The following is a 15,047-nucleotide window of genomic DNA, read 5'->3' as shown; positions in this document are numbered from 1 at the left end:
ACAGATAGCGAGAAACCCTATTTCCTGAAAATGTCTTATCATTCCGCTCCAAAAATTAATAATCGACTTGAGGTTACAAACAAAAAAATCCCAACGAATTGGGATTTTAAAATTATATAAATTGATTATTATTTCAATTTCTTTTTGATAGCTACTTCGTGGTAAGCTTCAATTACATCTCTTTCTTCGATGTCGTTGTAACCTTTTATCTGAATACCACAATCATATCCTTTTGCAACTTCTTTAACATCGTCTTTGAAACGTTTCAATGCAAGAAGCTCTCCAGTAAATACTACCACACCATCTCTAATAATTCTGATTTTCGCATTTTTGGCAATTTTACCATCCATAACCATACAACCAGCAATAGATCCAACTTTAGAAATTTTGAATATTTCTCTAATTTCAGCAGTTCCTAAAACTTCTTCTTTCATTTCTGGAGCTAACATTCCTTCCATTGCATCTTTCAAGTCATCAATGGCTGCATAAATGATAGAGTAGTAACGGATATCTATTTCTTCTTTATCTGCTAACTGTCTTGCATTACCTGCTGGACGAACATTAAATCCGATAATAATTGCATCTGAAGCAGAAGCCAACATAACATCAGATTCTGTAATTGCTCCAACACCTTTATGAATAATATTGATTTGAATTTCTTCGGTAGACAATTTAGAGAACGAATCAGACAACGCTTCAACAGAACCATCAACGTCTCCTTTAAGGATAATATTTAATTCTTTAAATTGACCTAAAGCAATTCTTCGTCCAATTTCGTCTAATGTAATATGTCGCTGTGTACGTACAGATTGTTCACGCATTAATTGAGAACGTTTAGCAGCAATTTGTTTTGCTTCTTTTTCATCTTCAAAAATATTGAACTTATCACCTGCAGTTGGAGCTCCGTCAAGACCTAAAACTGAAACAGGCGTCGAAGGTCCTGCTATAGTTACAGTATTACCTCTTTCATCATGCATAGCTTTAATTTTACCATGATGTTTTCCTGCCAGCATATAATCTCCAATTTTTAGAGTACCATGCTGTACTAATATTGTAGAAACATATCCTTTTCCTTTATCTAAGAAAGCCTCTACAACAGTACCTTGAGCTGCTTTATTTGGATTTGCTTTCAAATCTAAAATTTCAGCCTCTAGTAACACTTTTTCTAATAAATCTTTAACTCCAGTACCCACTTTTGCAGAAATATCATGAGATTGAATTTTTCCGCCCCAATCTTCTACCAAAAGATTCATGCCTGCTAAACGCTCTTTAATTTTTTCAACGTTAGCATTTGGTTTATCAATTTTATTAATTGCAAATATAATTGGCACTCCTGCTGCTTGAGCATGAGAAATAGCCTCTTTAGTTTGCGGCATGATATCATCATCCGCAGCCACAACAATAATAGCAATATCGGTTACTTGAGCTCCACGTGCACGCATTGCGGTAAACGCTTCGTGACCAGGTGTATCAAGGAAAGCTATTTTTTGACCATTATCCAATGTTACTCCATAAGCTCCAATGTGCTGTGTAATTCCACCTGACTCACCAGCGATAACATTTTCTTTACGAATATAATCCAGTAAAGATGTTTTACCGTGATCGACGTGTCCCATTACAGTAACAATAGGCGCTCTAGAAACCAGATCTTCTTCTTTATCCTCAACTACTTCAATTGCTTCTTCGATATCAACAGTTATAAACTCAACCTCATATCCAAACTCATCAGCAACAATTGTCAATGTTTCAGCATCTAGACGCTGGTTCATGGTAACCATGATTCCAAGAGACATACATGTTCCAATCACTTTTGTAATTGGCACATCCATCATGATTGCAATTTCACCTACAGTAACAAACTCAGTAACTTTAATAGTTTTGCTTCCTTCGTCTAAAGCTCTTTGCTCATCATCAGATTTTTGACGGTGCGTATCTCTTTTATCTCTTCTGTATTTTGCAGCTTTAGATTTGCCTCCTTTACCTTGAAGTTTTTCTAAAGTTTCACGAATTTGATTTTTAACTTCTTCCTCTGTTGGCTCAACCTTTGCAACAATTGCAGGACGGTTACCTTTTACAAATCCAGGTCTTGCGCTTCTGTTAGCGTTAAAACCGCCTCCACCGGTATTTGGAGTAATTTTGTTTGGATTTGGCGCTCCAGGAACACCAGGAGTTGCAGGAGGCTTAGGAGCCCCTGGTTTAGGAGCAATTCTCTTGCGCTTATTTTTATTAGCATTACCAGCACCAGCCGCTCCAGGAGTACCAGGCTTGTTAGGCGTAATTTTCGGATCTTCTTTTTTCTTTTTCGGCTTATTGAATTGAGACAAATCAATCACTTGACCAGTTAGAGTTGCTCCCGAAAGTTTTTGATATTGTGTCGTAATCGATTCCTCAACCGGAGTTTCATTAACAACACTTTCAGCCTTTTTCTCTATAACAGCTTCTGGTTGTTTTTCAACATTTTTAACTTCCTTGAATTTAGGTCTGTTGCTTATCTCTTTTTCTTGAACAGCAGAAACTTCTTTTATATCTTTTTCAACTGGTGCCTCTTTTTTCTCTACAGGCTCAACAACAGTATCTTTTTTTACATCTTCTTTAGAAACAGGCACTTCATTTGAAGTTACATCTATAGGAGCAATTACTTTTTCAGCAACAACAGGAGCTGGAGCAGGAACAGGCTTTTTCGGATTAAGATCAATTTTACCAACTTGAACAGGTCCCGACAATACAGCTCTAGCTTTAATAATTTCTTGCTGTTTTAAACGATCTTCTTCTGTTTTGCGTTTGTCTTCGACTTCTTTTTCTCGTTCTATACGTAAAGCTTCTTTTTCTTTCCTTTTCTCTTCACTAACTTCCTTAGAAGCTTCTTTATTCCCCTTGTCGCCTGCAAACTGACTTTGTAGGATATTAAATTCTTGTTCAGAAATTTTTGTGTTTGGGTTTGATTCAATAGCAATCCCCTTATCTTTTAGATAATCCACAGCTCTTTCCAACGAAATATTTAATTCCCTTAAAACCTTGTTTATTCTAATAATTCTCTCTTCAGACATAAAATCTTTTTATTTTTACCTTATTCGTTGTTCCACTTTTATCATACTATAAAAATAGAAATTTATTTTATATGAGGAATTAATAGTCGGTTAACTATCAAATTCTTCATTTAATATTCTCATTACATCTAAAATTGTTTCCTCTTCCAGATCTGTTCTTCTAACTAAATCTTCAACATCATGCTTCAAAATACTCTTAGCAGTATCCAAGCCAATTTTTGCAAATTCCTCTATAACCCACTCCTCGATTTCGTCTGAAAACTCAGTTAATTCAACATCATCATCATCAGCAGTAGTTCCGGCAACATCACCTTCACGGATTACATCCAGCTCATAGCCTGTTAACTGACCTGCCAAACGTATATTATGACCCCCTCTACCAATTGCTTTAGAAACTTCTTCCAATTTCAAAAACACTTCAGCTCTTTTTGCTTCTTCATTGATTTTGATTGAAGAAACTTTAGCAGGGCTTAATGCTCTGGTAATATACAATTGAATATTGCTGGTATAATTAATCACGTCAATATTTTCATTTCCTAATTCACGGACGATTCCATGAATTCTGGATCCTTTCATACCAACACAAGCGCCTACAGGATCAATACGGTCATCATAAGAATCAACAGCTACTTTTGCTTTTTCACCAGGAATTCTCACAACATTTTTAACCATAATCAAACCGTCAAAAACTTCAGGAATTTCTTGTTCAAATAATTTTTCCAAGAACTTATCTGAAGTTCTGGACATAATAATCTGAGGTTTATTTCCTTTCAGTTCAACACTTTCAATTATACCTCTAACATTATCTCCTTTACGGAAAAAATCAGAAGGAATTTGTTTTTCTTTTGGCAAAATAATTTCATTTCCGTCATCATCCACCAAAATTACAACTCTTGGACGCACATGGTGCACTTCAGCAGTATAAATATCGCCAATAATATCTTTAAATTGTTTATAAAGATTAGTATTATCGTGTTCGTGTATTTTTGAAATTAAATTTTGTCTTAAAGCTAATATTGCTCTTCTACCCAAATCTATCAGTTTAACTTCTTCTGAAACTTCTTCACCAATTTCGAAATCGGCTTCGATTTTTCTAGCTTCAGTTAATGTAATTTCCTCATTTTCAAAATCCAAATCCTCGTCAGCAACGATTACCCTTCTTCTCCAAATCTCCATATCTCCCTTATCAGGATTTATGATGATGTCAAAATTATCATCTGAACCGTATTTTTTCTTCAATGCATTTCTAAATACATCTTCCAAAATTGCCATAAGCGTTACACGATCAATAAGTTTATCATCTTTAAACTCTGAAAATGAATCGATTAATGCTAAATTTTCCATGCGAATTCTTTAATTAAAATGTTACTGTAACAACTGCTTCTTTAATATCTGTGTAAGGAATCTGTAATTCTTTTTGAACGGTCTCTTTTCCCTTACCCACTTTTTTGGCTTCTCTAGCTTTCCAAGACAAAATTATAAAAAGATCATTAGCTTCAACTAATTCTGCTTCAATATTTTCGGCATTCGTTTTAACAATTAGTGTTCTGCCAATATTTTTTTTATACTGTCTCACTAATTTCAAAGGAGATCCAACTCCTACTGAGGCTACTTCTAAAGAGAAATCTTGTTCTTCTCTGTCTAAGCTACCCTCAACAGCACGGCTTATATCAATACAGTCCTGCAAAACCACTCCATTATCCCCATCAATCCCAATAATAATTTTAAAACTGTCCGTTATAGTCAAGTCAATTAAAAAAATAGATGGTTTTTCCTGAAGAGCTTCTTCTACTACTTGCTTTACTTTGTCTTTAAATGTCATAATCTTTATAAAAAGAGGCACGCTATGCGTGCCTCATTATCTAGTATATTAATAAATAACGGTGCAAATATAGTGTTTTTTTATAAATCAAAAAAATTGATTAGTATTAAAAAAAAATATATCTTTATTTTGTCAATAAAAAAACAATTAGACTTAAATAAACCCCAATTACCATGAAAAAAATTCTAATCCCAACTGATTTTTCTAAATATGCTGATGAAGCAATAGAAGTTGGAGCACAAATTGCAAAAAAGAATGATAGCGAAATTGTCTTAATTCATATGCTGGAATTACCTACTCACATGAATGATGCCATATCAGGCGAAACAAGCATACCAGAGATCATGCTTTTTAAACGCAAAGCAGAAGAAACTTTAAAAAGCATAAAATCCCGCCCATATTTAGAAGGAATCAAAGTATCGGAAGTAGTGAGACTGGACGGTGCTTATAAAGGAATTAACAATTACATCAAACAAAACAGCGACTTTGACTTAATAGTAATGGGATCTCACGGAGCTACAGGCATTAATGAAATTTTAGTTGGCTCTAATACCGAAAAAGTAGTTAGACAATCAGAAATCCCAGTTTTAGTAATCAAAAACAAATTAGAAAACTTCAAAACAACAAATATCATTTTTGCCTCGGACTTCTCTAATGAAATTAAAAAACCCTTTAAGAAAGTCATTGAATTTGCTAAAATATTTGGATCAAAATTAAATTTAGTAATGATCTGCACACCAAATAGTTTTAAAAGCACTTCAGCAGCACATAAAATTATAAATGAATTCGTTTCTGGATTTGACATGCCTGAATACTCTTTTGAAACATACAATGAAAGCAATATTGAAAAAGGAATCATCAATTATTCAAATGAGAACAATGGAGATATAATTGCTTTTTGCACACATGGAAGAACTGCATTAAATCATTTCTTCACCGGAAGCATTTCTGAGGATTTAGTAAATCACTCTTCCAAACCAGTATTAACTTTTAGAGTATAAATTTTAAAAAATAAAGCCTCTCCAAAACGGAGAGGCTTTACTTCAAATACGTACAGCTTAAATTTATTCCATAAAAAAAGCCTCTCAATTGAGAGGCTTTTTTTGTTGGTCTACTAGGACTCGAACCTAGAAAGACTGCACCAAAAACAGTTGTGTTACCATTACACCATAGACCAATATTCTTACCAGCTTTCCTGCTTAGCGAGTGCAAATTTAAAACAAATTCCTAGTTGTGCAAACTTTTTTTAGCTTTTTCTTCAAAAAAAATAAAAGAAATTTCAATTTTAAAATCAAAATCTGATTAAAATACTGAAACACAAAGCATTTAAGAAAACGATTATTTTCAATAAAATTATAATAATGCGACTTAAGTTTAAAAAAAAAAACATTTTCTTTGTAACACTTTTAAAATAGATAAAAAAAACAGAAGATACAGTATATGACATCATTCAATTTCAACAAATGGAATACCATTACAGGTTGGTTTGCCTTTTCAATCGCATTAATAACTTATACACTTACTGTTGAACCCACCATGAGCTTTTGGGATTGTGGAGAATATATAGCGACCGCCGCAAAACTGGAGGTTGGACATCCGCCAGGAGCTCCATTATTCCAAATGATCGGTGCTTTCTTTGCAATGTTTGCAATAAACAAAGAGCATATCGCATTGATGGTAAACATGACTTCAGTATTTTCGAGTGCTTTTACTATATTATTTATGTTTTGGTCATCGAGTATCATTTTAAAAAAAATCATAAGCCAGTATTCTGAAATCAACAGCAATAATTCCGTTGTAATACTTGGAAGTTCTTTAGTAGGATCGCTTGCTTATACATTTTCGGACAGTTTTTGGTTTAATGCAGTAGAAGCCGAAGTGTATGCAATGGCCAGCTTATTAATTTCTCTGCTTTTATGGCTAGGTTTGCGTTGGGAGCAAGACATGGACACTCCCAGAGGTCATAAATGGTTATTATTAATCTCACTTGTAGTTGGATTGTCATTTGGAGTACACTTTATGGCCTTATTAACTATTCCAGCAATTGGGTTTTTATATTTTTTCAAAAATTACAAAGTAGTAACCGTTAAAAACTTCATTGTTGCAAACATTGTAGTTGTTTCTGTTTTACTTTTCATATTCAAATTATTACTGCCGTTAACCATGGCATTCTTTGGTAAAACCGAAGTTTTCATGGTCAATTCAATGGGACTGCCTTTTAATTCAGGAACCATTTTTGTAACGCTTCTTCTAATCGCCTTCTTCTATTTTGGACTGAATTACACTCGTAAAAAAGGATTAGTACACTATAACACGCTTATTCTTTGCATACTTTTTATTCTTATTGGATTCTCAACATGGCTGATGCTGCCAATTCGTGCCAATTCTGACACTGTTATCAATGAAAACAAACCATCTGATGCTGCAGAAGTTTTAGCCTACTACAATAGAGAGCAATATGGAGTAAATCCATTATTTTACGGCCCTCAGTACACGGAAGCTTTTGTAGGTTTGGATTCAAAAACTCCTTATTTAGACAAAGCTCCCAATTACGAGAGAAATTACAAAACCGGCAAATATGTAATTGTAAATAATTATAAAAATGCAGAGCAAAACTCGGATGATAGCCAGAAAACTATTTTACCAAGAATGTGGAGCACAGAGCATATTGAAAACTACATAAACTTCACCCATCCGCCAGCATTTAGAATAAATCCCGACTATCCTTATGAAGAGGATTTAGTAAAATACGGATTAGATCCAAATAAATTAAGCGAGGAAGATTATAATAAAGCAATAGCACAGCTAAGAAACGAAACTGAAAAAACTGTAAGTGAGTTCAGGCAAGCTTATGCTCAAAAACAAATCGACAACGAAGGTTATGTTTCCTTCTTAAGCCACTATAAAGACTATTTAATCATAGACAAACCTACTACTGCCGATAATTTCAGCTTTATGTTTGAATACCAATTTGGCTATATGTACTGGAGGTATTTAATGTGGAATTTTGTTGGAAGACAAAACGACGAACAGGGAAGATATGATTATCTTGACGGAAACTGGATAAGCGGTATCCCGTTTATCGATAATTTACACTTGATTTCTCAAGACAATCTCCCTGCTGATGCCATAAACAACAAAGGACGAAATGTTTATTTCTTCTTGCCGTTTATACTTGGCTTAATTGGAATTATGTATCATGCAAGCAAAGACAGAAAAAGCTTTTACGTACTAGTAGCACTTTTCCTTTTTATGGGAATTGCATTAAAGATTTACTTAAACGAAAGACCGTTTGAACCGCGCGAAAGGGATTATGCCTTAGTAGGATCATTTTATGTATTTGCCATTTGGATTGGTTTTGGCGTATATTCATTATACGAAAGTTTTCAAAAATATCTTTCTCCAAGAATTGCAGGTCCAGTATTTATAGGAGCCTCATTATTGGCGGCACCTGTATTAATGGCTTATCAAAACTGGGATGATCACGACCGTTCAGGTAAATACACAGCGACTGCAATGGCAAAAGCCTATTTAGAGTCTTGTGATCCAAATGCTATTTTATTTACTATTGGAGATAACGACACCTTCCCTCTTTGGTACGCTCAAGAGATAGAAGGTATCCGTACTGATATTAAAATTGTCAATACCAGCCTATTCATGACCGATTGGTATATTGACCAAATGAAGAGAAAAGCATATCAGTCTAATGCTTTACCAATTTCATTTACTCATAATGAATATGTGGGAGACAAACTTGATTATGTAGCACATATCGAAAAAACAAAAAGCCGTTGGGATTTAAATGCTTTTATAAAATTCATAAAAGACCCAAGATCTACTGTAGAAATGCAAAACGGACAAACCATACATTTTTACCCGACCAATAAAATCAAAATCCCTATAAACAAAGACAACATTATAAAAAATAAGGTTGTTAATCCAAAATTATACGATTCTATTGTTCCTTATATTGAAATTGACATCAAAGGAAGCGCTATCTACAAAAACAGGCTGATGATGCTAGACCTTATTAACAATAACAACTGGAAAAGACCAGTATATTTTAGCGGAGGTGCATTTGACGCTGAAGATTATTTATGGATGAAAGATTACCTCCAATTAGAAGGTATGGTTTATAAATTAGTTCCAATAAAAACTGCATTCGATAAAGATTCTGGTCAAATGGACATGGGACGAATTGATACTGACAATATGTATGCCAAAGTAATGGCATGGGATTGGGGCAACAGCGACAGTAACAAAATATATCATGACCCTGAAACCCGCAGAGAGAGTCTTACTTACAGAATGAATTTAGCCCGACTAATGAAACAGCTCACCGTTGAAGAAAAAACTGATAGAGCAAAAAAAATCATTGAATTGGCAATGACAAAAATGCCTTTGGAAAAATTTGGATATTACTCCTTAGTTGAACCATTTGCTAAAGGATATTATGATGTTGGCGAAAAAGCAAAAGCTCATGATTTACTGGAAAAACTAATGGGCAAATACAAAGAAGAACTTAATTATTATGCGAAATTAATTCCTTCTGAGCAGTCTGATGTAAGTATTGAAATCATTACCGCTATTGAAAGATACAGAAGCCTATTAACGGTAATACAAGAAAGCAACGACATTGAATATTACAATTCCAGCAAAAAAACATTCAATACTTATATTGAAATTTTTGCCAGATTTGGGCGCAAAAAAGAATAAAAATCTGATATAAATCAAATCAATAATAATGTAGTGCACTAAAATGCACTACATTTTTTTTGCTTAAAACTGAATTTAATTGTAGTATTGAATTATGAAATTCTATTGGATTAAGACAAATACATTTATAAAAAAAATATTCTCCAATTATGTATGGGACATTCCCAATACAGAGAATAAAATCTATCTCACTTTTGACGATGGACCAACTCCAGATGTAACAGAATGGGTGCTGGAAGAACTAAAAAAGCATCAGGCAAAAGCAACATTTTTTTGCATTGGGAAGAATATAAAAAACAATCCTGATTTATTTAATAAAGTAATCAATGATGGACATGCGATAGGGAATCACACTTTTAATCATCTTAACGGATGGAAAACAAATACAGATGATTATTTAAAAAACACCTTTCTGTGTCAAGCTGAAATCAGCAAATCAAACACAATAAACAACAAGCTGTTTCGACCGCCATATGGCAAAATAAAAACATCACAAACCAAAAAAATGCGGGAGCTAGGATATAAAATAATTATGTGGGACGTTCTCAGTGCTGATTTTGACCAAACCATAACGCCTGAAAAATGTCTGGAAAATGTACTTCAAAATGCAGTTTCGGGAAGTATTATCATTTTTCATGACAGTGTAAAAGGATACAGAAACTTAGAATACGTTCTTCCTCAATCATTAAAAGTTCTAAAGGAAAGAGGTTTTATATTTGATACAATCCATTAAAAAACAAGGAATTATCATTCCAAATTATAATTGTTCCTGTACAATTCCAATTAAGGTATTCGCATCAAGCTCTCCAGATTGTCTCCAGATCATCATGCCTTCTTTGTAAATCATCAAAGTTGGCAGTCCTTTTATACGCAAAGCGCTAGCTAATTCCTGATTTTTATCAACATCAATCATAATTACTTTTACTTTATCTCCAAGCGCCGCAGCAACATCTTTTATAACAGGATGCATCGATAATGACGGTTCGTTCCAATCTGTGTAAAAATCTATTAACACAGGAACTTGAGCATTTATAAGTTCTCCAAATTTTGACATAAAACCAAAATATTAAATTTTTATTACTTTCAAAATGAGATATTAGGTTACAAATTTAGCATTTTAAACCAATTATGCTAATTTTTCACCCTTTATTAGTTGAATTACTGTAATCTCAGGCATAATTCCAACTCTGCCAGGATAGGCATGAAATCCGAAACCTCTATTTACATAAACGTATCTCCCTAAGTTTTCATATAATCCAGCCCATTGTTTATACACATATTGTGCCAAACTCCATTTGAAAAAACCTGGGATTTCAATCCCAAACTGCATTCCGTGAGTATGTCCGGAAAGTGTTAGCTGAAAGTGCTTTTCGTCATGCTGCACCACTTCATTCCAATGGCTTGGGTCATGGCTCATTAAGATTTTAAAATCATCTTTTGTCAAATTCTGAGAAGCTTTCTTTAAATCACCAGCCTGCTTGAAATTTTTACCCCAATTTTCAACGCCGACCAATGCAATTTTATGACCCTCTTTTTCGATAAAAGTATGCTCATTCAACAATAAAGTAAATCCAATTTGACCATATAATTTTTTTATATCTTCAAAATTTTTATCCTTGTCTGATTGGGAAGGCCAAGTCACATATTCTCCATAATCATGATTCCCGAGAACCGAATACTTTCCGTACTCATGTTTTTTGATTCTGTTAAAAGTTTCGATCCACGGATGCATTTCTTTAGCATGCGTATTGACAATATCGCCAGTAAATAAAATCAAATCCGAATTTTGTTCATTAACCAAGTCAATCGCATAATTGATTTTTTCAGGATTATCGAAACTCCCGCTATGCACATCCGAAATTTGAGTAATCGTAAAACCATCAAAAACATCAGGTAAATCTGAAAAATGCACTGCTTGTTTTATGACTTTGAAATTATATTTCCCTTCAAATATCCCATAAATTAAAGACAAAAAAGGAATAGCAGCCAACCCTAAACCTATTTGGCTAACGAATTTACGTCTAGAAGGCAAAAAATCGGCATTGCTGTTATTATCAATAAAATAATTGATTGATCCTGCCGTCAATCGAAATACATCCTCTCCCAAAAGAATAACCGTCATTACAATTTTCGGAAGATAAACTACGAGCAACAATCCCATGGTAAACATAGTCTGCTTAGTTTGTCCGACCGAACGGTCAAATTGTGTGAAAGAATAAAGAATAAACGTAAAAAGCAAAAAGCTTATTATTTGATAAGAAATCAGCATCCATTTCAATTTAATCAAAGTTTTGACAGCCTGAAATGCATAAAGCTCAATAATAAAAAGAACAGCCCCTAAAAAAAATAAACGTAAAATCATTATTTGAAAATTTTACACAAAGTAACAACTAATGAAAACGTTAAGGTTTTATATTATCATAATTTTAACGCAAAAAAGGGGAGTAAATTTCTTTATCTCCCCTTTTCCATCTATTAAAACCAATTTTTAATGTTTTTTTAGTAAACAATCCAATGAATCATTTACTAAAAACACATTATTTTTTTGGAGTTGCTGTCTCTGCAGTTTTGCCGGCTTCTGCTTTGTGCGCTTTTTTAGTCTCTTTTTTTACTTCTTTTTTAGTAGTTTTTACTTCTTTAGCCGGTGCAGTTTGAGTTGGTGCAGTTTGTGCACTTACCATAACGGTTGTTCCTAAAGCTACTGCCAATACCATCAATAATTTTTTCATGATTTTTAAATTTAAATTTAATAATTCGTTTATTAATTAGGTCAAAGCTATGCATGGCAGATGAAGATTAAATGAAGTTTTGCTCTCTCTGAAAAAATTAACTTTTAATTATGTTTTTGCTCACTCGGAAACAATAACATAAAGGTGGTTCCAATGTTCATTTCTGATGTTATCTCAATAGTTATATGGTGAAATTGAACAATACTTTCAACAATGGCTAACCCCAGTCCCTGCCCTTCCTGATCTGAACTTACTCTGGTGAATCGCTTGAAAACATTCTGCTGCTGTTTTTTATTCATTCCGATACCCGAATCTGAAATGGACAAAAAATAATTACCGTTCAAAAAACCGTCATTAATCTCAATTGTACCAAATGGTTTATTGTATTTAATCGCATTGACAATTAAATTATAAAAGAGAATATGCATCAGCGTTTTATTTCCTCTAAAACTAAAATGATGCTCCAGATTTTTATGAAAAGTCAATTCCTTGTCTTCAATTCTATCCTGTAAATCCGCCACCAAATCGGTAATTACGGCATCAAAATCGATAGTTTCATTAGCTTCATACTGATTGTTTTCGATTTTAGAAATCAGTAATAGATTAGCAATTACTTTTTTTAACAAATCTAAAGTACTCAGCGAGCTCACAATTTTATCTACAGCATTATCATCTAAAGACTCGTTTTGAAGTAAGTTTTCAAATTTGTTTTTCAACAAAGCGATTGGAGTCAAAAGCTCATGAGAAACGTTGGCTATAAATTGTTTTTCCTTTTTAAACAATTCACTAATTCTATCCATCATCTGATTCAGAACCGTATCCAGTTCCTGAAAATCTTTAGAATGTGATTGTATTGGCGTATGGTCAAAAGCTTCGGGTTCATTGACATGACGGATTTTAGTATCAATGATTTTATAAAATGGTTTCAATAAATATTCGATATAAAAAGTATCGGCCACAAAAGTAATCACAACAATTATAATTAAAACCATTATGAAGAAAAGCCGAATTACAAAAGTAAGATCGTTAATTTCACTTAAACTGTTTCCTATTTCCAGAAGGTAATTTGTGTTTTCATACTTAAAATAATATTGAAGAATCCTATAATCATTGCTTTCTTCTTCAATTATTCTTGGTTCGGTGATAAAAAGAGTTTGATTTACTTTGCTATTCGAAGGAACTCTGGAAAGCAGGAGGAATTCACTATGCAGAGTTGAAAAACTCGCATAAGTCTCGGAAGTGTCATTTCGAACAATGAAATCATTTATTTCTTCCTTATCTAAATGCTCAATAAATTTTTGCTTTTTCTCCAGCAAACTTTTATTGATGTGATTATAAACCACTTTTTCGACCAAAACAGGAAGCATTAGCCATAAAACTAAAATCAGCAACAAACGTGTTAATGCATTAAATATAGCTAGCTGATGCTTAATTTTCATAGTAGAAGTTTATCGTTTTAAATTTAAGCATTTATTCTGTACCCAACATTTCTAACGGTTTCAAACCATTCAATTTTGGAATGCTTATCTAATTTTTTTCTAAGATTCCGAACATGAACATCTATAAAATTCGAATCGGAATTAACTTCAAGAATATCTCCCCAAATATGTTCCGTTAATTGCAGACGCGTAATTACGCGATTTTTATTTAAGACTAAATATTGGAAAATATCAAATTCCTTTTTGGTAAGATTGATTGGGATTTCATCATAACTCACTTTATAATCCTGCAATTTCAAACTAAAGCCATGAACATCCAACTGATTGACTGTAAATCCGTGCATTCTGCGGATAATAGCAAATAAACGGGCACCCAACTCCGTTAACGCAAATGGTTTTGTCAAATAATCATCAGCGCCAAGCTGAAGTCCGTTTATCCTGTCTTCCAGCTCTCCTTGTGCCGTAATGATGATTACAGCAACTTTAGAAACCGTTTTTCGAATCTCTTTTAAAACATCAAAACCGCTTCCGTCAGGAAGACCTAAATCCAGAAGCATAATATCATAGTCATTACTGCTGATTTCCTCCAAAGCATCTTCACAGTTTTTGGAAATTTTACAGATATAGCCACTGCCCAAAAGATATTCTTTCACTTCAAAAGCCAATTCAGGATTATCTTCAACAATAAGAATTTTCATATTCAATTATAATTTAAAAACAATTCAAAGCAACAACTAATAAAAGGAAATATGTTGTGTTCCAGCATTGAAATTTTAACGTACCTAAAATACAAAAAAAGCCAGTAAATTTCTCAACTGGCTTTTAAAAACGATTAACCTTTTTGTTTTCCTCTTATCCACATATAAAAACAAAAACATTAATTATTTTTTTGCACTGGAACTTGCTGTTTCTGCTGAGGCAGATTTTTTCTCAGTTTTAGCTTTTCTGTGTTTTGGATGTTTAGTCATTTTGACCTCTTTTACTGCAGCAGTTTTTGCAGGCAGCGTTTTAGCATTTACCATTACAGCAGTTCCAAATAATACAGCGATTAACATTAATACTTTTTTCATGATTTCTAAAATTTTGAATTAATAATTTATTTTTATAGGTCAAATGTATAACCGACAGATGAAGACAAAATGAAGATATATCGTTCCGCAAAAGTTTAACGCCACCTTAACATACTCATCTTTACTGCCTAAAAATGGGATAAAAAAAACCTTACCAAACTGAATTTATAATTTTTGGCAACAAATTCATTTTTAAAATGCAATTGTCTATTTTTACAGACTAA

At 33.2% G+C, this 15,047-nt stretch carries 12 protein-coding genes and 1 tRNA gene; 3 read left to right on the top strand and 10 right to left on the bottom strand.

What is annotated here, in order from left to right; translation table 11 throughout:
• Positions 1 to 128 precede the first annotated feature (128 nt).
• The 3 genes from infB to rimP all read right to left on the bottom strand — a co-directional run bounded on the left by infB (position 129) and on the right by rimP (position 4,869).
• Positions 129 to 3,047, bottom strand: coding sequence for a translation initiation factor IF-2 (infB, locus tag AC1DVP_RS04295; protein WP_477182311.1), 2,919 nt, complete (start codon positions 3,045 to 3,047; stop codon positions 129 to 131).
• Between the two features lie 90 nt (positions 3,048 to 3,137).
• The gene (gene nusA / locus AC1DVP_RS04290; protein ID WP_325265226.1) at positions 3,138 to 4,391 is read right to left on the bottom strand and encodes a transcription termination factor NusA; all 1,254 of its coding nucleotides are present in this window, start codon (positions 4,389 to 4,391) and stop codon (positions 3,138 to 3,140) included.
• 13 nt (positions 4,392 to 4,404) lie between these two features.
• Entirely contained in the window at positions 4,405 to 4,869 is a 465-nt protein-coding gene (gene rimP, locus AC1DVP_RS04285) for a ribosome assembly cofactor RimP (protein ID WP_477182310.1), read from the bottom strand.
• A 173-nt stretch (positions 4,870 to 5,042) separates the two neighbouring features.
• Here rimP and AC1DVP_RS04280 point away from each other — a divergent pair, with 173 nt between their 5' ends.
• Positions 5,043 to 5,870, top strand: a complete 828-nt coding sequence (locus AC1DVP_RS04280) for a universal stress protein (protein ID WP_477182309.1) — start codon at positions 5,043 to 5,045, stop codon at positions 5,868 to 5,870.
• A gap of 105 nt (positions 5,871 to 5,975) precedes the next feature.
• Here AC1DVP_RS04280 and AC1DVP_RS04275 read toward each other — a convergent pair.
• Positions 5,976 to 6,046, bottom strand: a tRNA-Gln gene (locus AC1DVP_RS04275).
• 263 nt (positions 6,047 to 6,309) lie between these two features.
• On the opposite strand from AC1DVP_RS04275, the gene AC1DVP_RS04270 reads away from it, so the two are divergent.
• Both AC1DVP_RS04270 and AC1DVP_RS04265 read left to right on the top strand, forming a co-directional pair.
• Positions 6,310 to 9,585 (top strand): glycosyltransferase family 117 protein, encoded by a 3,276-nt coding sequence (locus AC1DVP_RS04270; protein ID WP_477182308.1) that lies wholly within the window; start codon positions 6,310 to 6,312, stop codon positions 9,583 to 9,585.
• A 94-nt stretch (positions 9,586 to 9,679) separates the two neighbouring features.
• Positions 9,680 to 10,318, top strand: coding sequence for a polysaccharide deacetylase family protein (locus tag AC1DVP_RS04265; RefSeq protein ID WP_477182307.1), 639 nt, complete (start codon positions 9,680 to 9,682; stop codon positions 10,316 to 10,318).
• A gap of 24 nt (positions 10,319 to 10,342) precedes the next feature.
• On the opposite strand, the gene AC1DVP_RS04260 is transcribed toward AC1DVP_RS04265, so the two are convergent.
• The 6 genes from AC1DVP_RS04260 to AC1DVP_RS04235 form a co-directional block, all read right to left on the bottom strand.
• Entirely contained in the window at positions 10,343 to 10,639 is a 297-nt protein-coding gene (locus AC1DVP_RS04260; protein ID WP_477182306.1) for a thioredoxin family protein, read from the bottom strand.
• A 72-nt stretch (positions 10,640 to 10,711) separates the two neighbouring features.
• Positions 10,712 to 11,947, bottom strand: coding sequence for a metallophosphoesterase (locus tag AC1DVP_RS04255; RefSeq protein WP_477182305.1), 1,236 nt, complete (start codon positions 11,945 to 11,947; stop codon positions 10,712 to 10,714).
• Between the two features lie 175 nt (positions 11,948 to 12,122).
• On the bottom strand, positions 12,123 to 12,314 hold the full coding sequence (locus tag AC1DVP_RS04250) for a hypothetical protein (protein ID WP_477182304.1): 192 nt from the start codon (positions 12,312 to 12,314) through the stop codon (positions 12,123 to 12,125).
• Between the two features lie 104 nt (positions 12,315 to 12,418).
• Complete coding sequence (locus AC1DVP_RS04245) at positions 12,419 to 13,753, bottom strand: sensor histidine kinase (RefSeq protein ID WP_477182303.1); 1,335 nt, start codon at positions 13,751 to 13,753, stop codon at positions 12,419 to 12,421.
• Positions 13,754 to 13,776: 23 nt separating this feature from the next.
• Positions 13,777 to 14,451 (bottom strand): response regulator transcription factor, encoded by a 675-nt coding sequence (locus AC1DVP_RS04240; RefSeq protein ID WP_477182302.1) that lies wholly within the window; start codon positions 14,449 to 14,451, stop codon positions 13,777 to 13,779.
• A 183-nt stretch (positions 14,452 to 14,634) separates the two neighbouring features.
• Positions 14,635 to 14,823 (bottom strand): hypothetical protein, encoded by a 189-nt coding sequence (locus AC1DVP_RS04235; protein WP_477182301.1) that lies wholly within the window; start codon positions 14,821 to 14,823, stop codon positions 14,635 to 14,637.
• Between the last annotated feature and the right edge of the window lie 224 nt (positions 14,824 to 15,047).

This window comes from Flavobacterium sp. P3_A6, assembly GCF_056403035.1.
This window is presented reverse-complemented; position numbering and strand designations above follow the sequence as displayed.

Coding starts and splice junctions, on each gene's coding strand:
- infB (WP_477182311.1), bottom strand. CDS start 3,047: ATGTCTGAAGAGAGAATTATTAGAATAAACAAGGTTTTAAGGGAATTA.
- nusA (WP_325265226.1), bottom strand. CDS start 4,391: ATGGAAAATTTAGCATTAATCGATTCATTTTCAGAGTTTAAAGATGAT.
- rimP (WP_477182310.1), bottom strand. CDS start 4,869: ATGACATTTAAAGACAAAGTAAAGCAAGTAGTAGAAGAAGCTCTTCAG.
- AC1DVP_RS04280 (WP_477182309.1), top strand. CDS start 5,043: ATGAAAAAAATTCTAATCCCAACTGATTTTTCTAAATATGCTGATGAA.
- AC1DVP_RS04270 (WP_477182308.1), top strand. CDS start 6,310: ATGACATCATTCAATTTCAACAAATGGAATACCATTACAGGTTGGTTT.
- AC1DVP_RS04265 (WP_477182307.1), top strand. CDS start 9,680: ATGAAATTCTATTGGATTAAGACAAATACATTTATAAAAAAAATATTC.
- AC1DVP_RS04260 (WP_477182306.1), bottom strand. CDS start 10,639: ATGTCAAAATTTGGAGAACTTATAAATGCTCAAGTTCCTGTGTTAATA.
- AC1DVP_RS04255 (WP_477182305.1), bottom strand. CDS start 11,947: ATGATTTTACGTTTATTTTTTTTAGGGGCTGTTCTTTTTATTATTGAG.
- AC1DVP_RS04250 (WP_477182304.1), bottom strand. CDS start 12,314: ATGAAAAAATTATTGATGGTATTGGCAGTAGCTTTAGGAACAACCGTT.
- AC1DVP_RS04245 (WP_477182303.1), bottom strand. CDS start 13,753: ATGAAAATTAAGCATCAGCTAGCTATATTTAATGCATTAACACGTTTG.
- AC1DVP_RS04240 (WP_477182302.1), bottom strand. CDS start 14,451: ATGAAAATTCTTATTGTTGAAGATAATCCTGAATTGGCTTTTGAAGTG.
- AC1DVP_RS04235 (WP_477182301.1), bottom strand. CDS start 14,823: ATGAAAAAAGTATTAATGTTAATCGCTGTATTATTTGGAACTGCTGTA.